The organism is Sphingomonas sp. BK481 (genome assembly GCF_014194875.1).
Lineage (GTDB): Bacteria > Pseudomonadota > Alphaproteobacteria > Sphingomonadales > Sphingomonadaceae > Sphingomonas > Sphingomonas aerolata.
Genome location: NZ_JACIAP010000008.1, coordinates 95,011 through 118,359, shown reverse-complemented (window position 1 = coordinate 118,359; position 23,349 = coordinate 95,011). Strand labels below are relative to the sequence as shown.

The 23,349-nt window shown below is 65.8% G+C and carries 25 protein-coding genes; 13 read left to right on the top strand and 12 right to left on the bottom strand.

From position 1 onward, the window contains the following. Positions 1–10: 10 nt before the first annotated feature. Both glyS and FHY04_RS15625 read right to left on the bottom strand, forming a co-directional pair. Positions 11–2,227 carry a glycine--tRNA ligase subunit beta gene (gene glyS / locus FHY04_RS15630; protein ID WP_183937091.1) on the bottom strand — a complete coding sequence of 739 codons (2,217 nt, stop codon included), beginning with the start codon at positions 2,225–2,227 and terminating at the stop codon, positions 11–13. Positions 2,228–2,354: 127 nt separating this feature from the next. After that, a complete protein-coding gene (locus FHY04_RS15625; RefSeq protein ID WP_183937090.1) occupies positions 2,355–3,194 on the bottom strand; it encodes a glycine--tRNA ligase subunit alpha in 840 nt (279 codons plus the stop codon). 203 nt (positions 3,195–3,397) lie between these two features. Here FHY04_RS15625 and FHY04_RS15620 point away from each other — a divergent pair, with 203 nt between their 5' ends. The 4 genes from FHY04_RS15620 (at position 3,398) to FHY04_RS15605 (ending at position 6,615) form a co-directional block, all read left to right on the top strand. Further along, on the top strand, positions 3,398–4,264 hold the full coding sequence (locus tag FHY04_RS15620) for a TraB/GumN family protein (protein WP_183937148.1): 867 nt from the start codon (positions 3,398–3,400) through the stop codon (positions 4,262–4,264). Positions 4,265–4,518: 254 nt separating this feature from the next. Beyond that, positions 4,519–5,217: a 50S ribosomal protein L25/general stress protein Ctc gene (locus FHY04_RS15615; protein ID WP_043156676.1), complete on the top strand. Its 699-nt coding sequence runs from the start codon at positions 4,519–4,521 to the stop codon at positions 5,215–5,217. A gap of 226 nt (positions 5,218–5,443) precedes the next feature. Continuing rightward, complete coding sequence (gene pth, locus FHY04_RS15610; RefSeq protein ID WP_031441582.1) at positions 5,444–6,013, top strand: aminoacyl-tRNA hydrolase; 570 nt, start codon at positions 5,444–5,446, stop codon at positions 6,011–6,013. Next, on the top strand, positions 6,010–6,615 hold the full coding sequence (locus FHY04_RS15605) for a TIGR02466 family protein (RefSeq protein WP_183937089.1): 606 nt from the start codon (positions 6,010–6,012) through the stop codon (positions 6,613–6,615). The genes pth and FHY04_RS15605 overlap by 4 nt, the downstream gene beginning before the upstream one ends. 239 nt (positions 6,616–6,854) lie before the next feature. Here FHY04_RS15605 and FHY04_RS15600 read toward each other — a convergent pair whose 3' ends face one another. Next, positions 6,855–7,919 (bottom strand): NAD(P)-dependent alcohol dehydrogenase, encoded by a 1,065-nt coding sequence (locus tag FHY04_RS15600; protein WP_183937088.1) that lies wholly within the window; start codon positions 7,917–7,919, stop codon positions 6,855–6,857. Between the two features lie 304 nt (positions 7,920–8,223). On the opposite strand from FHY04_RS15600, the gene ychF reads away from it, so the two are divergent. From ychF to FHY04_RS15585, 3 genes are all read left to right on the top strand, one after another. Continuing rightward, positions 8,224–9,321 (top strand): redox-regulated ATPase YchF, encoded by a 1,098-nt coding sequence (gene ychF, locus FHY04_RS15595; RefSeq protein ID WP_183937087.1) that lies wholly within the window; start codon positions 8,224–8,226, stop codon positions 9,319–9,321. Positions 9,322–9,393: 72 nt separating this feature from the next. Next, positions 9,394–10,704 (top strand): ectonucleotide pyrophosphatase/phosphodiesterase, encoded by a 1,311-nt coding sequence (locus FHY04_RS15590; RefSeq protein ID WP_183937086.1) that lies wholly within the window; start codon positions 9,394–9,396, stop codon positions 10,702–10,704. 14 nt (positions 10,705–10,718) lie between these two features. Continuing rightward, complete coding sequence (locus tag FHY04_RS15585) at positions 10,719–11,180, top strand: MaoC family dehydratase (RefSeq protein ID WP_037529609.1); 462 nt, start codon at positions 10,719–10,721, stop codon at positions 11,178–11,180. A 4-nt stretch (positions 11,181–11,184) separates the two neighbouring features. On the opposite strand, the gene FHY04_RS15580 is transcribed toward FHY04_RS15585, so the two are convergent. From FHY04_RS15580 to petA, 4 genes are all read right to left on the bottom strand, one after another. After that, positions 11,185–11,829: a hypothetical protein gene (locus tag FHY04_RS15580; protein ID WP_183937085.1), complete on the bottom strand. Its 645-nt coding sequence runs from the start codon at positions 11,827–11,829 to the stop codon at positions 11,185–11,187. Positions 11,830–12,073: 244 nt separating this feature from the next. Beyond that, positions 12,074–12,916 carry a cytochrome c1 gene (locus tag FHY04_RS15575; RefSeq protein ID WP_183937084.1) on the bottom strand — a complete coding sequence of 281 codons (843 nt, stop codon included), beginning with the start codon at positions 12,914–12,916 and terminating at the stop codon, positions 12,074–12,076. A gap of 21 nt (positions 12,917–12,937) precedes the next feature. Then, positions 12,938–14,236 carry a cytochrome b/b6 gene (locus FHY04_RS15570; RefSeq protein WP_031393565.1) on the bottom strand — a complete coding sequence of 433 codons (1,299 nt, stop codon included), beginning with the start codon at positions 14,234–14,236 and terminating at the stop codon, positions 12,938–12,940. A 10-nt stretch (positions 14,237–14,246) separates the two neighbouring features. After that, the gene (gene petA / locus FHY04_RS15565) at positions 14,247–14,813 is read right to left on the bottom strand and encodes a ubiquinol-cytochrome c reductase iron-sulfur subunit (RefSeq protein WP_260171568.1); all 567 of its coding nucleotides are present in this window, start codon (positions 14,811–14,813) and stop codon (positions 14,247–14,249) included. A 195-nt stretch (positions 14,814–15,008) separates the two neighbouring features. On the opposite strand from petA, the gene FHY04_RS15560 reads away from it, so the two are divergent. The 3 genes from FHY04_RS15560 (at position 15,009) to FHY04_RS15550 (ending at position 16,973) form a co-directional block, all read left to right on the top strand. Then, positions 15,009–15,458 (top strand): tRNA (cytidine(34)-2'-O)-methyltransferase, encoded by a 450-nt coding sequence (locus FHY04_RS15560; protein ID WP_159511283.1) that lies wholly within the window; start codon positions 15,009–15,011, stop codon positions 15,456–15,458. Between the two features lie 68 nt (positions 15,459–15,526). Further along, entirely contained in the window at positions 15,527–16,369 is an 843-nt protein-coding gene (gene hemF, locus FHY04_RS15555; RefSeq protein ID WP_183937082.1) for an oxygen-dependent coproporphyrinogen oxidase, read from the top strand. A gap of 10 nt (positions 16,370–16,379) precedes the next feature. Continuing rightward, positions 16,380–16,973, top strand: a complete 594-nt coding sequence (locus FHY04_RS15550; RefSeq protein WP_183937081.1) for an N-acetyltransferase — start codon at positions 16,380–16,382, stop codon at positions 16,971–16,973. Between the two features lie 33 nt (positions 16,974–17,006). On the opposite strand, the gene FHY04_RS15545 is transcribed toward FHY04_RS15550, so the two are convergent. After that, the gene (locus FHY04_RS15545) at positions 17,007–17,747 is read right to left on the bottom strand and encodes a hypothetical protein (RefSeq protein ID WP_183937080.1); all 741 of its coding nucleotides are present in this window, start codon (positions 17,745–17,747) and stop codon (positions 17,007–17,009) included. After that, the gene (locus FHY04_RS15540; protein WP_183937079.1) at positions 17,744–18,565 is read right to left on the bottom strand and encodes a hypothetical protein; all 822 of its coding nucleotides are present in this window, start codon (positions 18,563–18,565) and stop codon (positions 17,744–17,746) included. The genes FHY04_RS15545 and FHY04_RS15540 overlap by 4 nt, the downstream gene beginning before the upstream one ends. A gap of 169 nt (positions 18,566–18,734) precedes the next feature. Between FHY04_RS15540 and lipB the strand changes: the two genes are divergently transcribed. From lipB to FHY04_RS15525, 3 genes are all read left to right on the top strand, one after another. Next, the gene (gene lipB, locus FHY04_RS15535; RefSeq protein WP_311725147.1) at positions 18,735–19,457 is read left to right on the top strand and encodes a lipoyl(octanoyl) transferase LipB; all 723 of its coding nucleotides are present in this window, start codon (positions 18,735–18,737) and stop codon (positions 19,455–19,457) included. 91 nt (positions 19,458–19,548) lie between these two features. Then, positions 19,549–19,797, top strand: a complete 249-nt coding sequence (locus tag FHY04_RS15530; RefSeq protein WP_031396007.1) for a hypothetical protein — start codon at positions 19,549–19,551, stop codon at positions 19,795–19,797. A gap of 279 nt (positions 19,798–20,076) precedes the next feature. After that, positions 20,077–20,784, top strand: a complete 708-nt coding sequence (locus tag FHY04_RS15525) for a hypothetical protein (RefSeq protein ID WP_031441566.1) — start codon at positions 20,077–20,079, stop codon at positions 20,782–20,784. Between the two features lie 57 nt (positions 20,785–20,841). Here the strand turns inward: FHY04_RS15525 and queE are convergent, their stop codons facing one another. The 3 genes from queE to FHY04_RS15510 all read right to left on the bottom strand — a co-directional run bounded on the left by queE (position 20,842) and on the right by FHY04_RS15510 (position 23,282). Next, entirely contained in the window at positions 20,842–21,474 is a 633-nt protein-coding gene (gene queE / locus FHY04_RS15520; protein ID WP_183937078.1) for a 7-carboxy-7-deazaguanine synthase, read from the bottom strand. A 1-nt stretch (position 21,475) separates the two neighbouring features. Continuing rightward, positions 21,476–22,180, bottom strand: a complete 705-nt coding sequence (queC, locus tag FHY04_RS15515) for a 7-cyano-7-deazaguanine synthase QueC (RefSeq protein ID WP_183937077.1) — start codon at positions 22,178–22,180, stop codon at positions 21,476–21,478. A 196-nt stretch (positions 22,181–22,376) separates the two neighbouring features. Then, a complete protein-coding gene (locus tag FHY04_RS15510; RefSeq protein WP_183937076.1) occupies positions 22,377–23,282 on the bottom strand; it encodes an Hsp33 family molecular chaperone HslO in 906 nt (301 codons plus the stop codon). Between the last annotated feature and the right edge of the window lie 67 nt (positions 23,283–23,349).

The following is a 23,349-nucleotide window of genomic DNA, read 5'->3' as shown; positions in this document are numbered from 1 at the left end:
GCGGGGCGGGTCAGCCCTCGATCTTTGAAAAGTCCGCGACGTTGTGCACTGCGGCGCGAATACGCTCAAGTAGCGCGAGACGGGCGGAGCGCTTGGCGGGATCAGGGTCGTTGACGATAACGCTATCAAAGAACGCATCGATCGGCGCCCGCAGCGACGCGAGCGCGGCCATCGCCGCGGCGAAATCTTCGGCCGCGATTGCTGCAGTTGCGCGGGGTTCGGCGGCGTCGAGCGCAGACTGGAGCGCGGCCTCTGCGGGTTCGGGCGCATACTGCTCCCTCTCCCCTGCGCGGAGAGGGGCAGTAGAAGGGGCTTCCTTCTTCAGAATATTGGCCGCGCGCTTGTAGCCGGCGAGCAGGTTCTTCCCATCCTCGGTCGATATAAAATTCGCGAGCGCTTTGGCCCGCGCTTCGACCCGATCAATGCGGTCGTCGCTTCCAGTGCCCCAACCGGTGGAAGCTTGGACGTAATCATAGCGGATGCCGGCTTCGCGCAGCTGAACGCCGAGGCGATCATGCAGAAAATCGGAGAGTACTATACCGAGCGCAGCATTCTCTTCCCCAGACCAGGCGCGAGCTGCCGCGTCGATCTTGAATTTGAGATTGGCCGTTTGAATGGTCCGCAAGACACCCAGAGCTGCCCTTCGCAAAGCGAACGGGTCTTTTGAGCCAGTTGGAAATAGCTTCACGGCAAAGAACGAGAACAGCGTATCCAGCTTGTCCGCCAGGCTGACCACGACCGTCACCGGGTCAGTCGGGACATCATCGCCCTGCCCGACCGGCTTGTAATGGTCGCGGATCGCGACGGCGACGGCGGGGTGCTCGCCCTGGGCTGCGGCGTAGTAGCCGCCCATCAGGCCCTGCAACTCGGGGAACTCGCCGACCATGCCGGTGACGAGATCCGCCTTGGCGAGACGCGCGGCGCGATCGGCGAGGGTGGCGAGTTCCGCCCGGGCCTCGGGCGTTTCTTCTGTTCCCCGGCGGAGGCCGGGGTCCAGGTGGGAAGGCTGTTGTGACGACGCGACGGCCTCAGCCAAAGCGCCGTTCCCAACTGGGCCCCGGCCTTCGCCGGGGAACGAAGAGGTAGCGGAGGACGAACTCGTACCTCCGACAATACCCTCTTCGACCAGCCAGCGCGCGAGCTTGGCGACGCGGTCGACCTTGTCCGCGACCGTGCCGAGCTTTTCGTGGAAGACGATCTTCTCGAGCTTCTCCGCCTGCTCTTCGAGCGGCACCTTCAGGTCGGTGTCGTAGAAGAATTTCGCATCCGACAGACGCGCGGCGAGAACCTTGCGGTTACCCTCGACGATCTTCGCGCCGCCGTCGTGCGCCGCGATGTTAGCGGTACAGACGAACGCGTTTGCCAGCGTCCCGTCGGCGCTGCGGCAGACGAAATATTTCTGGTTCACGCGCGCGGTGAGCTGAATCACCTCGGGCGGCACGTCGAGAAATGCGGGGTCGAACCGGCCGAGCAGCGGGATCGGCCATTCGGTGAGCCCGGCATTCTCGGCGACGAGGCCCTCGTCCTCGATCAGTTCGAGCCCGGCCTGCATCGCAGCCTCGCGCGCATGATCGCGGATCAGCGTCGCGCGCTCGTCGTGATCGACGATGACGTGGCAGGCGCGCAGCTTCTCGACATAGTCGTGCGCGCCGCCGATCGTGATCTGGTACGGATGGTGGAAGCGGTGGCCGAGTGTCGCAGCGCCGCTTGCGATGCCGGCGATCTCGAACGGCACGATCGTCTCGCCGAGCAGCGCGACAATGCCCTGCAGCGGGCGGACCCATCGCAGCGATTCGGTGCTGGCAGACGCATCGCCCCAGCGCATCGACTTGGGCCAGGGGAACGCGCGGACGATCGCAGGGATCGCCTCGGCAAGCACGTCCGCGGTGGCGCGGCCGGGCTTTTCGGTGACCGCGAACAACGTGCCGCCGCGATCGACCAGTTGCTCGCGCGTGAGACCGGTCTTGCGCAGGAACCCTTCGAGCGCCTGCGCGGGCGCCGACGTCTTTGGCCCCTTCACCTCTTCGGACACCGCGGCAGTCTCGATCGGCAGATCGCGCGCGATCAGCGCCAGACGGCGCGGCGTCGCGTAGGTGACGATGGCGCTGGTCGCGATCCCGGCCTTGGCGAGTTCTGCGGTGAACAGCTTGGCAAGGTCTTCACGCGCCTTCGCCTGCATCCGGGCGGGAATTTCTTCGGAGCGGAGCTCCAGGAGGAAGTCGGTCATTCGGGCTCACCGGTCGGAGCAAAAACACTCTGCGTTCTCTGCGTCTCTGCGCGACAATCTGTTCGCGCGGAGGCGCAGAGAACGCGGAGAGAAGAAGAGATACAGCCTGCGGCGCTGCGGGGGCGCATCACGCCGCCCATCCGTGCTTATCCATCCAGGCGGCGCAGGCGCCTTTGGCGAGGTCGCGGACGCGGCCCATATAGGCTTGGCGTTCGGCGACTGAGATCACCCCGCGCGCCTGCAGCAGGTTGAAGATGTGGCTGGCCTTGATCGCCTGCTCATAGGCCGGGATCGGCAGCTTGGCGGCGAGCGAGTTCTCGCATTCGGCGACGTGCTTGCGGAACTGGTCGAACAGCGAGTCCGTGTCGGCGACCTCGAAGTTCCACTTCGACATCTCCTGCTCGTTCTCCAGGAACACCTCGCCATAGGTGACCCCGGCGTCGTTGAACGCGAGGTCGTAGACGCTGTCCTTGTCCTGGATATACATCGCCAGCCGCTCGAGCCCGTAGGTCAGTTCGCCCGCGACGGGTTTCATGTCGAAGCCGCCCATCTGCTGGAAATAGGTGAACTGCGTCACCTCCATGCCGTCGCACCAGACCTCCCAGCCGAGCCCCCACGCACCAAGCGTCGGGCTTTCCCAATCGTCCTCGACGAAGCGGATGTCGTGCTTCAGCATGTCGATGCCGATCGCCGCGAGCGACCCCAGGTAGAGTTCCTGGAGGTTGGCGGGCGATGGCTTCAGGATCACCTGATACTGGTAATAATGCTGGAGCCGGTTCGGGTTCTCGCCGTAGCGGCCATCGGTGGGACGGCGACAGGGCTGGACGAACGCGGCATTCCACGGTTTCGGCCCGAGCGCGCGCAGCGTCGTCGCGGTGTGGAACGTGCCCGCGCCCATTTCCATGTCATAGGGCTGCAGGATCAGGCACCCGTGATCGCTCCAATAGTCATGGAGCGTGAGGATCATGCGCTGGAAGCTAAGAGGCTTTTTCAGGGGCTGGGTCACGCGCGGGCTTTGGCGGATGGGGGTGCGCGAGGCAAGTGGTGCGTTGCGATCGCGCATCCTACATGGGGCCGACCAACGATGAGGATGCCCTCCCCTTGAAGCTGTTTTCCCGACTCGCGTCGCTACGCTCCGCCCCGCTGCGCTCGACGCTGTCCGCCATCGCGATGGCGTTCGCGCTGCCCGCCTGCGCGCAGGTCGCGCCGAAACCGGCGCAGGTCGCCAACGATGCCGATCCCGCCCTGTGGGTGGTGAAGGACAAGGACACGACGATCTACCTGTTCGGGACGATCCATGTTCTGAAACCCGGCATGACCTGGTTCGACGAGGCCGTGAAGACCGCGTTCGACCGCTCGCAGCAGGTGGTGCTCGAGCTGGTGATGCCCGATCCCGCCAAGATGCAGACCCTGGTCATGGCGACCGGCGTCACGAAGGACGGGCCGACGTTGACCGAGCAGATCCCGGCGGACAAGCGCGCCGCCTATGCCAAGGCGGTGACCGATCTCGGGCTGCCGGCGAACGCGTTCGACCGGTTCCGCCCGTGGCTCGCGGCGACCAACCTGTCGATCGCGCCACTGTCGAAGCTTGGCTATGATGCGGCGAACGGGCCCGAGCAGGTGATCGCTGCCGCGGCCAAGGCGGCGGGCAAGCCGGTGACGGGCCTGGAGACCGCGGAGCAGCAGCTGGGCTATTTCGGCGGGCTGTCGCAACAGGCGCAGCTGCAGTTCCTCGGAAGCACGATCGACGAACTGCCCAAGCTCGAGACGACGATGGCGACGATGGTCGACGAATGGGCGAAGGGCGATCCCGAGGCGCTCGCGCGCGAAATGAACGAAAGCCTGAAGGACTCGCCCGAGGTGGCAAAGGCCCTGCTGATCGATCGCAATGCCCGATGGGCGGAGTGGGTCGCGAGCCGGATGAAGTCGCCGGGGACGGTGTTCGTCGCGGTCGGCGCGGGGCATTTGGCGGGGCAGGACAGCGTTCAGGCGCAACTGGCGAAGCTCGGCGTGAAGGCGGAGCGGGTTACGTATTGAGCGACTTACCCTCTCCCCTCGGGGGAGAGGGAGGGAGGAGCCGCAGGCGACGGAAGGGTGAGGGCACGCGTTTGGGGCACACCGTGCCCTCACCCTCCCACGTGCAAGAGCACGCGGGCCCCTCCCTCTCCCCCGAGGGGAGAGGGTGTAGTTGATTAAAACGTGCACTTCCGCTATGCGCCCGCGCTTCCGGTCCATGGTCATCCCTGGAGGCGTGGGCGGGAAGAACAACAAACGAGTTTCGGAGAATATCGATGAGCGACCAGTTGACGCTCGCAGCCGAGACGCGTGACCGGGTTGGCAAGGGAGCCTCCCGGGCGCTGCGTCGTGATGGCCGCGTGCCTGCCGTGATCTACGGCCTGAACAAGGAACCCACCTCGGTTCACCTCGAGGAAAAGGCGCTGATGAAGGCGCTGATGACCGGCCACTTCATGAATTCGGTCGTGATGGTCAACGGCGTGCGCACGCTGCCGAAGGACGTTGCGTTCCACCCGGTCACGGATCGCCCAATCCATGTCGACTTCCTGCGCATCGGCGAGCATTCGACCGTCACCGTCGCGGTGCCGATCGTGTTCACCGACGAGGACGACGCACCGGGCATCAAGAAGGGCAAGGGCGTCCTCAACATCACGCGCCATGAGGTCGAGCTGGTCGTCGACGCATCGGACATCCCGAGCGAGATCTCGATTTCGCTAGCCGGCATGGAAATCGGTGATTCGATTCACATCAGCGACGTGACGCTGCCCAAGGGCGCGACGCCCGCGATCGACGACCGCGACTTCGCGATCGCCACGATCGTGCCGCCGACCGTCCCGACCGTCGAGGACGAAGAGCTCGAGGCTGAAGTCGCCGAGGCGCAGGCTGCTGAGGCTGCTTCGGACGAAGAGCCCGTGGTCGAGCCTAACGACGATCACAATGACGACGACAAGATCACGCCGCAGAAGAAGGACTGATTTCCTTCGTCTTCGGATGATCTGGCGGGCGGGAAAGCTAGGGCTTTCCCGCCCGTTTCGTTTTGCAAGCCATTCCGCCCACCCAAAAAACCGTCATCCACGCGCAGGCGGGGATCCAGACCCTCGGACCTTCCTATGGAATCGAGAGGTTTGCCACTATGGGTTCCCGCCTCCGCGGGAATGACGGTTTGGGGCGCGGGCAACGATCGTTTTTGGAGAATCACACGTGCAGATCTGGGCGGGACTCGGCAATCCGGGGGCGCAATATGCGATGCACCGGCACAATGTCGGGTTCATGGTCGCCGACGCGATCGCCGCGGTGCATGGCTTCGGCGCGGTCAAGAAGCAGTTCCAAGGCTGGACGCAGGAAGGCCGGATCGGATCGGAAAAGATCCTGCTGCTGAAGCCCGCGACCTTCATGAACGAGAGCGGCCGCGCGATCGGCGAGGCGCTGCGCTTCTATAAGCTGGACGTCGATGCGCTGACGGTGTTCCACGACGAGCTCGACATCGCCCCCTTCCGCGTCAAGGTGAAGACCGGCGGCGGGACCGCGGGGCATAACGGGCTGCGCTCGACCGACCAGCATCTCGGCCCCGATTTCCGCCGCGTACGCCTCGGCATCGGGCATCCGGGGCACAAGGACCGGGTCACCGGCTATGTGCTGGGGAATTACGCCAAGACCGAGATCGAGCCGCTGTCCGACATGCTCGGCGCGATCGCCGCGGAGGCGGCGTGGCTGGCGGCGGGCGACGACGTCCGCTTCATGAACGATGTCGCTGTGAGGATGCAACCATGACCACCCGCTCGCTGTTCGCCACCCGGTTCTACGAGTCCGATCTCGGCGATGACGATCTGGTCGAGGAGCTCGAGGACGCCGCGCTCGAACTGTCCAAGGCGGACCGCGCGGGTGTCGCCTGGTCGAAGGCGCATGGCTATCGCGGGTACACGTCCTACGCGTCGCTCAACGACCTGCCGCTGCGCGATCCGCGGTTCGGCGATCTGGTGCGGCTGCTCAACAAGCATGTCGCGGCGTTCGCCAAGGATTGCGCGTTCGATCTGGGTGGGCGGAAGCTGAAGCTCGACAGCCTGTGGGTGAACGTCCTGAAGCCAGGCGGCGCGCATTCGGGGCATATCCATCCGCACAGCGTCGTGTCGGGGACGATGTACGTGACGATCCCCGAAGGCGCGGGTGCGCTGAAGCTGGAGGATCCGCGGCTGCCGATGATGATGGCGGCGCCAACTCGGCTCGACGATGCGCCGGAGGATCTGCGGACGTTCGTCTATGCGGTACCTAAGCCGGGGAGCGTGTTTTTGTGGGAGAGCTGGCTGCGGCATGAGGTCGTGCCGAATGCTGCGAAGGGCGAGCGGATCAGCATCAGTTTCAATTATCGATGGTGAGGTAGGTAGGCCTCACGACCACCTCGTCATCCTGACGAAAGTCAGGACCCAGGGTTACGGGCGCCAGCGCCTCTGGCTCTGGGTCCTGACTTTCGTCAGGATGACGGAGGTGGGGGCGGCATTGTCCCCCTCGTCATTCCCGCGGAGGCGGGAACCCAGACTGGCTGGCCTTGGCGATACTCGCTCGGGGTTGCCAGTCTGGATCCCCGCCTGCGCGGGGATGACGGAGGGGAGAAGGTTTACGCCGTCTTCATCGACGCCATGTCGATGACGAAGCGATACTTCACGTCGCTCTTGACCATACGGTCATAGGCCGGCTCGATTTCGTCCATCTTGATCATCTCGATGTCCGACACGAGCCCGTGCTCGTTGCAGAAATCGAGCATTTCCTGCGTCTCCGCGATCCCGCCGATCAGCGAGCCCGCCAGCTGGCGACGTCGGAAGATCAGGTTGCCGACCGAAGGCGACGGATGCGGCTCGGCGGGGACGCCGACCAGAGTCATCGTGCCGTCGCGCTTGAGCAGCTCGAGGAACGGGTCGAGATTGTGCGGCGCAGCAACGGTGTTGAGGATGAAGTCGAAGCTGTTCGCATGCTCCGCCATCGCATCGGCATCCTTGGATACGATCAGGTCCTTGGCACCGAGACGCTTGGCATCCTCGCGCTTGTTCGGCGAGGTCGAGAAGACATAGACCTCGGCGCCCATCGCGTTGGCGATCTTGACGCCCATGTGACCAAGACCGCCGAGCCCGACGATGCCGACCTTCTGGCCGGGGCCGACCTTCCAGTGCTTCAGCGGCGAATAGGTGGTGATCCCGGCGCAGAGTAGCGGCGCGACTGCGGCGAGATCGGCCTCGGGATGCGAAACCTTCAGCACAAAGCCCTCGTCGACGACGATATGGTCCGAATAGCCACCGAATGTGTGGCCGCCGAGCACGGGATCGGAGCCGTTATACGTGCCGACGAACCCGGTCGTCTCGCAATATTGCTCCTCGCCATCGGTGCACGACGGGCACTGGCCGCAGCTGTCGACCATGCAGCCGACGCCGGCGATGTCGCCGACCTTGAACTTGGTGACGTCGTCACCGACCGCAGTGACGCGGCCGACGATCTCATGGCCCGGGACGCACGGATACAGTGTGCCTTCCCACTCGCCCTTGGCGGTGTGGAGGTCCGAATGGCAGACGCCGCAGAACGCGATGTCGATCGCGACGTCGGTCTTGCCCGGCGCGCGGCGTTCGAAGCTGAACGGTGCGAGCGGCGTCTCGGGCGACTGGGCGGCGTAGCCCTTAGCGGTGGTGGTCATGCTATTCCTAAATCTGACTGGCAGAGCGCGATATACGCACGGGACTCGCAATATCTACCGAGCGGTACGATAATTTTGCTGCATTGCGGCAATCGTTTAGGTCGATCAGTCGGGCGTGCCCGGCAATCTTTCCGTCATCCTGACGAAAGTCAGGATCCAGAGTAACGAGTGGCGCCCTTTGCGACCCTGGATCCTGACTTTCGTCAGGATGACGGGAGAGTTGGTCCGAGGGACCGGCCGAATGCTGGCGTTCCTTCGCGCGGTCGCCTAAAGCGCCCGCACAATCTTATACCAAGGGCATATCATGGGTTTTCGCTGCGGCATCGTGGGGCTGCCGAACGTCGGCAAGTCCACCCTCTTCAACGCGCTGACCGAGACGGCCGCGGCGCAGGCGGCGAATTATCCGTTCTGCACGATCGAGCCGAACGTCGGCAATGTCGGCGTGCCCGACAAGCGGCTCGACGCGCTGGCGAAGATCGCCGGCTCGCAGAAGATCATCGAGACCCAACTCGGCTTCGTCGACATCGCCGGCCTCGTGCGTGGCGCGTCGAAGGGCGAAGGGCTCGGCAACCAGTTCCTCGGCAACATCCGTGAGGTCGACGCGATCGTCCACGTGCTGCGCTGTTTCGAAAATGGCGACGTGACGCATGTCGACAACAAGGTCGATCCGATCGCCGATGCCGAGACCGTCGAGACCGAGTTGATGCTGAGCGATCTCGAAAGTCTGGAGAAGCGCGTCCCCAACCTTGCAAAGAAGGGCATGCAGGGCGACAAGGAGGCCAAGATCGGCGCCGCCGTGCTCGGCCAGGCGCTTGAGCTGCTCCGCGAGGGCAAGCCCGCACGGCTGACGGTGCCCAAGGACGAGGACGAAGCCCGCGTGTTCGCACAGGCGCAGCTACTGACCGCCAAGCCCGTCCTGTACGTCTGCAATGTCGACGAGGGCGATGCCGCGAACGGCAATGCGCTGTCGGCGCGCGTATTCGCGAAGGCCGCGGCCGAGGGTGCCGAGGCGGTCGTCGTGTCGGCAGCGATCGAGGCCGAGATCGCGACGATGCCCGTCGAGGATCGTGGCGAATTCCTGGGCGAGCTGGGGCTGGAAGAGACCGGCCTCGCGCGCGTGATCACCGCCGGCTACAAGCTGCTCCACCTGCTGACCTTCTTTACGGTTGGCCCGAAGGAGGCACGCGCCTGGACCGTCCATGCGGGCGCGACCGCGCCGCAGGCGGCGGGCGAGATCCACGGCGACTTCGAAAAGGGCTTCATCCGCGCCGAGACGATCGCGTTCGACGACTTCATCGCGCTGGGCGGGGAATCGAAGGCGCGCGAGGCGGGCAAGCTGCGCGCCGAGGGCAAGGCCTATGTCGTCCATGACGGCGACGTGATGCACTTCCTGCACAGCTGATCCCAACAATGTTGCGCCCCCTGCGTGTGTAGTCACGCGCCGGGGGCGGGCGTAGCGAGCAGAACAGACGGCATGAGACACGCGACGTTTTCAGCTCTGGCACTCGCGCTCGGGGGTTGTGCCTATCCGGCCACGCCCCCTGCCCTGGCGCCGGTAACCCAGGCTGCCCCCGCGACCGCCACCGCCGCTCCTCAGGGCCCGCAGCCGCTGGCGGTCCGGGCACCGGTGACGATCCTCTTGTCGATCGATGGCTTCCGCCCCGATTATCTCGACCGGGGCGTCACGCCGAACCTGAACCGGTTGCGCGCCGGCGGCGTCTTTGCGGCGATGCGCCCCTCCTTCCCGAGCGTCACCTTCCCCAATCACTGGACCCTGGTGACCGGGCTCAGACCCGATCGCAGCGGCATCGTCGGCAACACGATGGAGGATCCCGCGCGGCCCCGTGAGAAATTCACCATGGCGAGCGACGATCCCTTCTGGTGGAGCCAAAGCTCGCCGATCTGGGTCGACGCCGAAAAGGCGGGGATCCGGACCGCGACGATGTTCTGGCCGGGTGCCAATGTCGCGGTCGGCGGCACGCTGAAACCCAACAGCCACGGCGCGATCGACGGCGGCACCCGGCCGCAGGACTGGCAGCAGTTCAACCAGCAGATCAGCGCCAAGCAGCGCGTCAACGCGGTGCTCGACTGGATGCGGCGACCGGCCACGATCCGGCCAAAGCTGGTGACGCTGTATTTCGATACCGTCGACGTGGCCGCGCACGACAATGGCCCCGACTCCCCCCTGACAACGCAGGCAGCCGCCGAGGTAGATGGCAGCATTCGCAGCCTCGTCGACGGGCTCGCGACGCTCGGCCAGCCGGCCAATCTGGTCATCGTGTCGGACCACGGCATGGCGGCGACCAGCAGCACACGCGTCGTCGCGATGGACCGGATTGCGGCACCGGCCGACTATCGCCTCGTCGAAACGGGCGCCTATGCGACATTGTTCGCGGTGCCCGGGCATGAGGACGCGCTCGAGGCCAGACTGCTTCGGAAGCACGACCACCTGCAATGCTGGCGCAAGGCGGAGATCCCGGCGCGCTTCCATTATGGCCGCAATCCGCGCGTCCCGAGCTATCTGTGCCTCGCCGATGTAGGCTGGCGCGTCGATCGGACGACGCCCACCAAGGTCTCGGCCGGCGGCTCGCACGGCTATGACAATGCCGCCCCCGAAATGCGCGCGCTGTTCATCGCGAACGGTCCTGCGTTCATCGGTGGCAAGACCATCGCGAGCTTCGACAATGTCGCGGTCGAGCCACTGCTCCGCGACCTGATCGGGCTGCCCGCGGAACCGGGGCTGGACGGCAACGACGCGCCCTTCCAAAAGGTGCTGCGACGATAGGAGGAGCAGCGGGCGTGCAGTATTTCGAAGATATCGCAGTGGGGGCGACCGCGGCGTTCGGCCACTATCCGGTGACGCGCGACGAGGTGATCGCCTTTGCCGAGAAATACGACCCGCAGCCCTTTCATCTGTCCGACGAGGCCGCGGCGAAGACGCACTTCGGCCGGCTGTCCGCAAGCGGCTGGCATAGCTGCGCGATGACGATGGCGATGCTGGTCGAGCATATCGGTGAGCACCGCCAGGCGAGTCTCGGATCGCCCGGGATCGATGAACTGAAGTGGCTGAAGCCCGTCTATCCGGGGGACACGCTGCGCTGCGTGACCGAGGTGCTCGACAAACGGGTTTCCGCCAGCCGCCCCGAAATGGGGATCGTGAAAAGCCGGATGCAGGTGTTCAATCAGGACGATGTCATGGTGATGACGTTCGTGTCGAACGCGCTGATGCAGACGCGCCCGACCGGCGCGCCTGCATCCTGACCCGTCACTTCGGAACGGGGACGTTCATATAGGCGCCGCCCCGGCCGCCGCCGCCGCCACGACCGCGGAACCCGCCGCCATTGCCGCGCTCCTGACGATATTCACGCCGGTCCTGACGTGCTTCGCCGCGATAGCTCTGCCGCGCCTCGCGCCGTTCGCCGCGATATTGCTCGCGCGTGATCTGACCGTCGCGCAGCTGGTTGCGGTCGTCACGCCGACCCTGACGGAAGTCACGGTTCGCGCCACGCCGGTCCTGGCGATAGTCGCGCGCGGCGGGGCTGTTGCCGCGGGCGAAATTGCCCCAGTTGCCGGCACCGCGATAATTGCCGCGACGCCCCTGCCAGTAGCGCTGCTGCGCGCCGTTCCAGCGGTGCGGACGACGGTTGCGATCATAGACGTATCCGCCGGTACCCGGATAATAATAGTCGCCATACCAGCCATAATAGGAGCCGAGGCCGACGCCAGCATAACCGGCCCCGTATCCGCCGCCATAGCCGTCATAATAGCCGTTGCCGTAGCCGCCGCCATAATAGGGATCGCTCGCATAGCCGATCCCGCCGCCGCCATAGCCATACCCGTCGGTGCAACCGGCCACGCCGAGGCCGACACCAATGGCGAGACTGACCAGTCCTAGTCGTTTGAAAAACATCGAAAATCTCCCGTACCTGGAGAGCGGACCCAACGCGCCGCCATTGGTCGCACAACAATACCGACCTACCGCAGGTTCCATGAACGACGGCTGACGCGCGCCGGGACCGCAGGTTGGGCATGGGTCGCGTGGTCCCGGACACGGACACGTGCAGCCAGCGGGTCGCCAAACGCGAAACGGCGGACCGGGTTGCCCCGATCCGCCGTCCTTCACGCCCTGATGCCGCGCTAGCCGCGGCGCGGGATCAATGCTTCACGTCGCGCCAGACGTTCTGATAGGCGCCCCAGGCAAGACCGCAGAAGACGAGGATGAAGAGGATCGACGCGACGCCGACGGCGTGGCGCGACTCCAGGTTCGGCTCTGCCGTCCAGGTCAGGAAGGCCGAGACGTCGGCCGACATCTGTTCCTTCGTCGCCTTGGTCCCGTCCGCATAGGCCACCTGATCGTCCGCGGTGATCGGCGGCGGCATCGCGATGTTGAGGTTCGCGAAATACGGATTGTAGTAGAGACCCTCGGGCGTCTTGATGTCCGGGAACTGCTTGATCAGCGCGGCAGGCTGATCGGTGTAGCCCGTCAGCAACGAGTGGACATAGGCGGTGCCCTCCTCGCGCGCCTTGGTGATCAGCGAGAGATCGGGCGGCAGCGCGTTGTTGTTGGCAGCGCGGGCGGCGACCTCGTTGGCGAACGGCGACGGGAAGCGATCCGACGGGATGTTCTTGCGGGTCGCGGCTTCGCCGGTTTCGGGGTTGATCGTCGGCTGTTCGATCACCCACTGGTTGGCGATCGCCTTAACCTCGGGCTCAGAATAGCCGATCTTCTGGAGATCGCGGAACGACACCAGCCGCAGCGAGTGGCAGGCCGAGCATACTTCCTTGTAGACCTGGAACCCGCGCTGGAGCTGACGGCGGTCGAACTTGCCGAAGACGCCGTTCGAGGCGAGCTCGAGCTCCTTGGGATGCTTGTGCGCGACGCTCTCGGCGGACGGCGCGACGGGGTCGGTGATGACGCCCGACACGCTGCCGAAGAGCGCGATGCCGAGCACCAGCACAAAGGCGGCGCCGACCAGGGATGCGATGAGACGAACCATATATGTATCCTCTAGTCCGTATCAGTGCGCGGGCTTGGGGGAGAGCGCGGTGTGCGCCGGGCTCGTCCCGCCACGCTTGGCCAGCACTGCCTCGGTGATCGAATTGGGCAGCGGCCGGGGCCGTTCGGACCGCGAGATCAGCGGCAGGATGATCAGGAAATGCGCAAAATAATAGGCAGCGCAGATCTGGCTGAGGATCACATAGGTCGCCGTCGCCGGTGCACCGCCGCAATAGCCCAGGATCAGGATGTCGGCGACCAGCACCCAGAACGCGATCCGCGCCTTGGGCCGGTAGTTCATCGAGCGAACCGGCGAATTATCGAGCCACGGCAGGAAGAACAGCAGCAGGATCGAGCCGAACATCGCCAGCACGCCCCACAGCTTTGCCGGCAGGATGAAGTCCGCGGTGAAGGCGCGCAGGATCGCGTAGAACGGCCAGAAATACCATTCGGGGACGATGTGCGCAGGCGTTGAAAGCGGGTTTGCCGGGATGTAATTGTCCGGATGGCCGAGATAGTTCGGGAAGAAGAACAGCAGGCCGGCGAACACCAGCAGGAAGATGCCGAGCCCGAAGCCGTCCTTCGCAGTGTAATAGGGGTGGAACGGTACGGTATCCTGCTTGCCCTTCACGTCGACGCCGGTCGGGTTGTTCGACCCCGGGATGTGCAGCGCCCAGATGTGCAGGATGATGACGCCCGCGATCACGAACGGCAGCAGATAGTGCAGCGAGAAGAAGCGGTTGAGCGCGGCGTTGTCCGGCGCGAATCCGCCGAGCAGCCAGATGCGGATGGTGTCGCCGACGAGCGGGATCGCCGAGAAGAACCCGGTGATGACCTGCGCGCCCCAGAAGCTCATCTGCCCCCAGGGAAGGACATAGCCCATGAATGCGGTCGCCATCATCAGCAGGAAGATCGTCACGCCGAGCAGCCAGACCATCTCGCGCGGCGCCTTGTACGAGCCGTAATAGAGCCCGCGGAAGATGTGCGTGTAGACGACGATGAAGAACATCGACGCGCCGTTGGCGTGTGCATAGCGCAGGAACCAGCCCGCATTGACGTCGCGCATGATGTGTTCGACCGAGTCGAACGCGACCGCGCCGTTGGCGGCGTAATGCATCGCCAGCGTGATGCCGGTGATGATCTGGATCGCCAGCGCGGCACCGGCAAGGACGCCGAAATTCCAGAAATAATTGAGGTTGCGCGGGACCGGGTAACCGGCGCCGACCGCGTTGTAGACGAGCCGGGGAACGGGAAGCCGTTCATCCAGCCACCGCGTCAGCGGCAGCTTCGGTTCGTATTGCTTGGCCCAGGGAAAGCTCATGGTTGTTTCCTCAGCCTACCGTGACGACGGTGTCGGAGTTGAAGGCATATTCCGGAACCTGGAGATTGGTCGGTGCGGGGCCCTTGCGGATGCGCGCGGCGGTATCGTAGGCCGAGCCGTGGCACGGGCAGAAATAGCCGCCAAACGGGCCCTTGTTCTCCCCCTCGCCAGCGCCGAGCGGGACGCAACCGAGATGCGTGCAGACGCCCAGCGTGATCAGCCAGTTCTTCTTGCCCGCCTTGGTCCGCTCCTCGAGCGTCTGGGGGTCGCGCAGCGTCGATACGTCGACCGCGTCGGCCTCGCTGATTTCCTTCGGCGTCAGGTTGCGCACGAACAGCGGCTGCTTGCGGAAGCTCGTCTTGATCGCCTGGCCCGGCAGGATCTTCGACAGGTCGATCTCGGTGGTCGACTGCGCCAGCACGTCGGCCGACGGGTTCATCTGGTTGATCAGCGGCAGGACGATCGCGACGGCGCCGACCCCGGCGAAGGATACGGCGGCGATATTGATGAAATCGCGGCGGCGCGGGTCGTGCGCCTCTTCGTGAAACGGTTCAGGCGACTCGCCGGGTGGAACCATGTCGTCGACTATCGCCATTCATCTCGCCCTTGCAGTTTATCTTTATTCTCGTGGCCCGATGCGCATGCCGGTTCGCCGCACCGCACGCCCATCCTGCCCGACCGTCCCCACGGAGGCCCATAGGTGATAGACGGCGCAAGCCCGCTTTGCCAACAGCATTTTGACTGCAGCGCGTTCCGGATTAGAGGCAGCGGTATGCGTATCGCCCTCTACCAACCTGATATCGCCGGCAATGTCGGCGCCATTTTGCGGACCGCCGCCTGTCTCGGACTCGCGGTCGATCTGATCGAGCCGATGGGGTTCACCTGGAACGAAAAGGCGGTCGCGCGCTCCGGGATGGACTATGTCGGCGCGGTCGAGATCGTCCGGCATGTCGACTGGGCGGCGTTTCGCGACCAGGTCCGCGGGCGCATCGTCCTGTTGACGACGAAGGGCGCGGTCCGGCTCGACGCGGCGACGTTCCAGACCGACGACGTGCTGCTTATGGGCAGCGAGGGCGCGGGCGTGCCCGACGACGTCCATGCCCGCGCCGACCTGCGCGTGCTGATCCCGATGCGGCCCGGCCTGCGGTCGATGAACATCTCGGTCGCGACCGCGATCGTCGCGGCAGAGGCGTTGCGGCAGACAGACGGCTGGCCCGCCTGACCTACCAAGGGAAGTCTCGGGCGAACGCGCCCCTTCCCCGCCCCGACCAGGATTTGTAGGACGGTGCCATGACCGAGCTCGACCCCCAGCAAGCCGCCGCCCGCATTTGGTTCGAATCGCTGCGCGACCGGATCTGCGCGGAGTTCGAGACGATCGAGCGCGAGGCCGGGTCGGATGCCGTGTTCGACTATACCCCCTGGGACCGGATCGATCCGTCGGGTGAACCCGGCGGTGGCGGCGTGCGCGGCGTCATGAAGGGCAAGGTGTTCGAAAAGGTCGGCGTCAACGTCTCGACCGTCGGCGGCATTTTCGAGGGCGAGTTCGCCAAGTCGATCCACGGCGCGGGCGAGGATCCACGGTTCTTCGCGACCGGGATCAGCCTGGTCGCGCACATGGCCAACCCGCACGTCCCCGCGGTGCACATGAACTGCCGCTTCCTCAACACGACCAAGCGCTGGTTCGGCGGCGGCGGCGATCTCAACCCGCCGCTGCCGATCGCCGAGGACACGGCCGATTTCCATGCGACGATGAAGGCCGCCTGCGACGCGCACGACCCGTCTTACTACCCGCGCTTCCGGGACTGGGCGGAGACCTATTTCCAGATCCCCCACCGCAAGGTGAACCGCGGCGTTGGCGGGATCTTCTTCGATCATCTCGACGGCGATTTCGATGCGGATTTCGCGTTCACGCGCGACGTCGGCGAGGCGTTTCTCGACGCCTATCCACGGATCGTCCGGCGGCGGATGGACACGCCGTTCACACCGCAGGACGAGGCCGCGATGCTCGAATGGCGCGGTCGTTATGCCGAGTTCAACCTCGTCTATGATCGCGGCACGCTGTTCGGGCTGAAGACCGGGGGCAATATCGAGGCGATCCTGATGAGCCTGCCGCCCCGCGCGACCTGGTCGTGAGCGGGGCCCGGTGGCGCTGATCCCCGTCGCGGACGACGTGCTCGCCACGATCGTGACCACGCTCGAAATGCCGCGCAAGCCGCCGCTCAGGCCGATGCCGACCTCGCGGTTGCGGTTGCTGCGCTGGGAGCGGCCGACGCTGGAGGGCTATCGCGCGCTGTTCGCCCGGGTCGGATCGCGCTGGCTGTGGTTCTCGCGCCTGGCGATGGACGATGCCGCGCTTGCCGCGATCCTGGCCGATCCTGGCATTGCCGTGCATGCGGTGGTCGACCCGGCGGGGATCGAGGTGGGGATGCTCGAACTCGACCTTCGCCGGGCGGGCGCTTGCGAGATTTCCTATTTCGGGCTGATCCCCGAACTTGCCGGCCAGGGGCATGGTCGGTGGCTGATGGCGGAGACGCTTGCCCGGGCCTGGACCAGGGGTGTCGAGCGGGTCTGGCTGCACACCTGCACGCTCGACCATCCAAACGCGCTCGGCGTCTACCGTGCGCAGGGCTTCGTCGCGACGCGGCGGACGATCGAGACCTTTCCCGATCCGCGCGCCACCGGGATGCTGCCCGCCGATGCCGCGCCGCAGATCCCGTTTTTGGGTGGACGCCGCTAGACTTCAGCGCAGGCCACGCCGGTCCGCGACCGCCTAGCGCGCCAGCCGCCGATAGACCGACACCGCGATCAGCGCCATCGCGACCCCCGAGGCGGTGGCAGCCGCCGCCGCGCCCGCATCGACGAGCGCGATCGCCACCGGATTGCCCTGTCCACCGTCGCGCATCGCGCTATCGAGCGCCATGAAGGGCATGCCGAGCAGCCAGCCGCTCATATAGCCGAACGCGGCGAGCGACATGAGCGGCAGGCCGGCGCCGCGCGTCAGCGACAGGCTGCGCCGGATCGCGGCGAACGCGCCGATCGGTCCTTCGGCGACGATCACCGGCCCGGTCATCATCGTCCGGCCGAGAATGTAGAGGCCGGGAATCGCATAGAGCAGCAACCCCGCCCCCGCTGGCAGCGAGACCAGGATCATCGCGAGCAGATAGCGCGGCAGGAGCGTGGCAGAACGCCTGAGCGAGGTGCCGATATCGACCCGGTCCCGGTCGAGATACAGCGTATAGACCGCCGCCATGCCAAAGAAGCTGAGCGCATAGGCCAGGCAGTACCAGCCGCCATTCGCCCCCGCCCAGTCGGTCACCGCCTGCGCCCAGACCAGCGCCTGCGCCTCGTCGCCCCGCGTCGCCGCATCGGGCAGCGGCGGGTCGGGCACGACGAGCGCGAGCGCGAAGGCGGGCAGGAACAGGAAGGGCCCGGCGATCCGGAGCAACAGATCGCGGTCGCGCTTGAACAGGGCCCAGGCGTCTTTCAACACGCCCGTAAAGTCGATTTTCATTCGGTGATCGGTTTCTCTCGGGTGGCAACATAGAGCTGTGCCGTGAAGACATAGGCGAGTGCTATCAGCGCCGCACTGGCAAGCGCGCCGGCGATCCCGGCAAGGAACATCGCGGTCGGGATCTGGTCCCCGCCGAGGATCAGGCGAAAGACGAGCCCGACAACGGCCTGAGCGGCGAAGGTGGCGATCGTGAACACGATCGCGAACAGCAGAAGCACGCCGATCAGCTTCCAGGTCAGCCCGCGGGTCAGCGCGATCGACCGGCGGATCGCGCCGAGCCCGAGCCGCTCGTTGAGCACGACCGCGGTCAGCAGCATCAGCCGCGGAATGGCCCAGATGGCGAGCAGGAATAGCGCAAGGCTGTAGAGCACGACGAACATCGCCGTCGCACGCGGCAGCTGCGGCATTCGCGCGGGCGCGCTGGCGGCAGCGGACGCGGCGGCGAAGTCGAAATGCGACGCGACCAGCGCGATGAACACCGGCGCCATCAGGACCAGCGCGATCAGCACGACGACGAGCGACACGCCGAGCGCGGGCAGCAGCCGCGCCCGCGCCTGACGATAGGCCTCGGTGCGGTCGGTCGAGGGTTGCGTCGCCAGCGCGAGGATCGCGAGCGACCCCAGGATCGCGAGCAACGCGGACGCCACGGCGACGATGCCGGCGACGAGCTGCACCGCCGGCTGCGGCGGGACGAGCAGGACGAGCGCATTGTTGACGACCGGCGGGAGGACCAGGGTCGGCAACGCAACCGCCGCGATCTGGCCGCTACGCCCGGACAGCACCTCGGTGGTACGATCCCAGACCGTGCCGATTTTCACGCCTCTTCCCATCCGCCTGCTCCCCGTTCGCCGCCTGGCACGCATGCCCGATACCGCCGCGACGTAGCCCAAGCCCCAGGGCTTGACCACTCCCGCGACGGTTGGACCAGCCGCCGCGGCAAGCCCCCGCCCGCTTGCATCACCGGCGGCGAGTGCGCAGATGGGTCGCGTGACCGCTTCCCCCTTCCCGACCTCCGGCCGCCACGCGCCCGCCGATCCGCCGTCGCGCCTCGACGGGCTCGAATGGCGGACCGATACCGGCCTGACCCCCTATGCCACCGCGCTCGCCGAGATGGAGGCGCGCGCCGCCGCGGTGACCGCAGGCGATGCGCGCGAACTGATCTGGCTGCTCGAGCACCCGCCGGTCTATACCGCGGGGACGAGCGCGGATCCGGTCGACCTGGTCGATCCGCGCTTTCCCGTGTTCGATACCGGACGGGGCGGCAAATATACCTATCACGGGCCGGGGCAGCGGATCGGCTATCTGGTGCTCGACCTCGGGCGACGCGGGCGCGACGTCCGGCGCTTCGTCCACGCGGTCGAGGACTGGGTGATCGCGGCGCTCGGCGAGGTTGGCGTCGCCGCGTTTTCGGTCGAGGGCCGTGTCGGCATCTGGACGCGCGATCCCAATCTTGGCGGCCGCGAGGCGAAGATCGGTGCGATCGGCGTGCGCGTGAAGCGCTGGGTGACGCTGCACGGCTTTGCGGTCAACATCGATCCGGACCTGACGCATTTCGGCGGAATCGTGCCGTGCGGGCTTGCGGAATACCCCGTTACCAGTCTGAAATCGCTCGGTACGAATGTCGACATGGCAACTTTTGACGCTGCCCTGACGTTGACGAGCGGCGTGTTCCTTGAAACACTTTCTTTGGCTCAAGAAAACGAGGCTTGAGGGCCAGGCCTTTACAGATTAATGTCCACTACGATTTGGGTATATACCTGGCCTCCAGGCCTACCAAATCCTCTATCTAGGGAGCTTCCAAATGCGTTCACTCATCTCCAAGGTTCTGACCGGTTCGCTGATCGCCAGCGCAGCGCTTGCCGTTTCGGCATGCGGTCCGAAGACCGAGACCACGACCGACAACACGATGGTCACCGACATGAATGCCACCGAAGGCATGGACACGATGACCGACAACATGACCGCCGTTGACGGCGCGATGAACGACGGCATGATGGCGAACGACACGATGATGTCGAACGACACCATGATGACCAACAACATGATGTAATTTTCCGGTTTCGGAAAATTACGTGATGCGGGAGGCCGTCCGGGAAACCGGGCGGCCTCTTGTCGTTGGGGCCAAGTCGGTCGCGCGGCGGCGGGATGTGCGATGCCACCTCGAACCCGGTCGACCACCCGCGATGCGCGATCTCGTTTCGGCTGCGACGGAAATCTGCAGCCCGCACCATGCCCGGAGCCACGATCGGCTGCAGGGCCCCTCAAAACAGTTGGGAGTTGGCAAGAAACGCTTTAGAAATCTCGGGATGGAATGCCCGGGGAGTTGGGAATGAAGATGGTGCGTACTGCGCTGGCGCTCTGCGCGGCGAGCGGCTCGATGGCGTTGGCTCAGCCCGCCTCGGCCCAGTTTTTTCTGCAATCACGCGATTTCTCCGCGCCAGCGGTGACCGGGGACGAGGCCGATCTCGGCCAGGCGATGCCCGACGCCACCAGCGCGGAGAAGCGCGCGGCGATGGTCTGGCACATGCGCGCGGCGCTGAACGTCGCGGCGCTCCAGTGCCAGTTCGAACCGACCTTGCTCACGGTGTCGAACTACAACGCGATTCTCGCGGATCACGGCACCGAACTGCAGGGCGCCTTCGACACGCTCGGCAAATACTTCCTCCGCGTCAACAAGGCCAAGGGCGTCAAGGCCGGCCAGGCTGCGCTCGACCAGTTCGGCACGCGCACCTATTCGAACTTCGCGACGGTCGCGGCGCAATATGGCTTTTGCCAGACGACCGCATCGATCGGCCGCGACGCGCTGTTCACGCCGCGCGGCCAGTTCGGCGATCTGACGCTGCAGCGCACGCGCGAGCTGCGCAATAGCCTGATCCCCTGGGGCGAACAGCGTTTCCCGCGCTATATCGGCCGGGACCGGGTGAAGATGCCGCGGCTCGACCCGATCTGCTGGAACAAGAAGGCCGAATGGGTTGCCAAGAAGTGCGGCGCGCTCGACTGGCCTCCCGCGGCGGGCGTTGGCATCGCCAACCGCTGAACGTTTACCCCCCGGCCCTTGAGCCGGGGGCTTTCCCTGCCGGAGCGGGAAGGCGGCCTAGCGCAGCCCCAGCATCTTGTGCGTCTGGAGCGACAGACGCCATTGCGGACGCTCCATCACCAGCGCGACACAGGCATCGCGATTGGCGTCCGCCTGCGGGTCGTCGAGCGGCTGGAGCAGCAGGTTCGCGAAATCCCATGTCTCGATATCGGCAATGTCGGTACCGGACTGCGGCCAGACCAGCTTGAGCTCGTCGCCATGACGCTGGACGACGACGCTACCCGCTTTGGGGCTGATACATACCCAGTCGATGCCGGGATGGACCGGCAGGGTGCCGTTGCTCTCGATCGCGATGCGGAAGCCCGCGGCGTGAAGCGCATCGACGATCGCGTCGTCGATCTGGAGCATCGGTTCGCCCCCGGTGAGCACGACGAACCGGTCCTGCGTGCCCGTGCCCCAGAACCCCGCCACCGCGTCCGCCAGCGCGCGCGCATCGGCGAACTTGCCGCCGCCCAGCCCGTCGGTGCCGACGAAATCGGTATCGCAGAACCGGCAGACCGCGGTGGCGCGATCCTGTTCGCGTCCCGACCAAAGATTGCACCCGGCAAAGCGCACGAACACCGCCCGGCGGCCGGCATTCACGCCCTCCCCCTGCAGTGTCAGGAACATTTCCTTGACCGCGTAACTCATGTCAGACCGGCTTGACCGCATAGACGGTGGGATCCGCGATCCCCGCCTCGTCGAAGCCGCGCGAGCGGAGACGGCAGCTGTCACACTCGCCGCAATGCTTGCCGTCGGGCGTTGGATCGTAGCACGACCAGCTGAGCCCGAGATCGAGCCCGAGCCGCGTGCCCTCGCGGACGATATCCGCCTTGGTCATGTGCTGAAGCGGCGCCTGGATGCGGAACGGATCGCCCTCGACCCCCGCCTTGGTCGCGAGCTCGGCCAGCCCCTCGAATGCGGCGATGAATTCGGGACGGCAATCCGGATAGCCCGAATAATCGAGCGCGTTGACGCCGATATAGATATCGCGCGCGCCCGCCGCCTCGGCCCAGCCGAGCGCGAGGCTGAGGAAGATCGTGTTGCGGGCGGGGACATAGGTGACGGGGATGCCGCCCGCATCATCGGTGCCGACACCGTCCTTGGGCACGTCGATATCGGCGGTGAGCGCCGAACCGCCGAACGCGGACAGGTCCATCGGCAGGACGATATGGCGTTCGGCGCCGAGCGCAGTGGCGACGCGGCGCGCGGCCTCGAGCTCGACGCGGTGGCGCTGGTTATAATCGAACGACAGCGCGAGCAGGCGCCGGCCGGATTCCCGCAGCATGGCGGCGGAAACCATTGAGTCGAGGCCGCCCGAGACGAGGGCGACCGCTAAGGGAGCTGATGATGTCATGATGCGCGACGCGCTAGGCCAGACCGCGGCAAAAAGAAAGGGCCGCCCGAAGGCGGCCCTGAAAGGTTGGCGCTAATAGCAGCCTCAAGGGAGAAACGTGCTGAAATCTCTAAAGCACGAGGGAGGTATAGCCCGGCGCGGTAAACAGCGCATTAACGCCGCGCAATTTCCCGCCGTCGCGCGCCTGAGAAACGCGTCATTCCTCGACCGGAACCGGGAATTTCTTTGCACAGAATGCGCAGTCGACCTGGATGAAGCCACTCTCGTCCGCCATGTCGCGGCGTTCGTCGATCGGGAATTTCGCAATCACGCCCCGGATATAGTCGGGATCGCACCGGCACCCTCGCGTGATCGGAATGTCGGCAAGGATGCGGACGTCGCTGTCCTCGTTGAACAGCCGCCACACCAGCGTCTCGAGCGGCAGCGTCGCATCGGTCAGCTCGTCCGTACCCATCGTGTTGCCAAGCGTCGCGACATGCTCCCATTCGGGATGGTCGAGCTTGGTATGCAGCCGCTCGCGGCCGTCCTCGCCCTCAGGCAGATGCTGGAGGAACAGCCCGCCCGCGACGCAGCGCCCGTCGGGGCCCTTCGCCATGCCGGTGCGGACCATCGTCGGGATCTGCTCGGACTGGGTGAAATAGCTCTGGGCGGCCTCAGACAGCGTATCGCCGTCGAGCGGGACGATGCCCTGATACCGCTCGTTGCTGCTCGCCATGTCGAAGGTGATCGCGAGATAGCCCTGGCCGAACAGGGCGAACAGCGTCGGCTCGGCGGGCGCCTGGGCGAGCTTGTCCGCGTCATATTCGATATAGCCGCGCACCTCACCGCCGCGATAATCGCAGACCAGCAGCTGGACGACGCCATTGTCGGTCCGGGTCTGCATCGTCAGCTGGCCGCTCGCGTCCTTCAGCGTCGAGCCGATCAGCGCGGCGAGCGTCAGCGCCTCGGCGAGCAGTTTCTCGATCGCAGGCGGATAGGCGTGCGCGGCGAGCACCTCGTCGAGCGCGGTGCCGAGCCGGACGATCCGGCCACGGGCGCTGCGCGCGGGGATCGCAAACGCCAGCGCGCGGTCGAGATCGGTCATGTTGGGGTCGTTCACCATCGTTCCTTCGGCATCCCCCGTCGCGGCGTCATCCCTGCGCGGGCGGGGATGCAGAGCGACATACGCT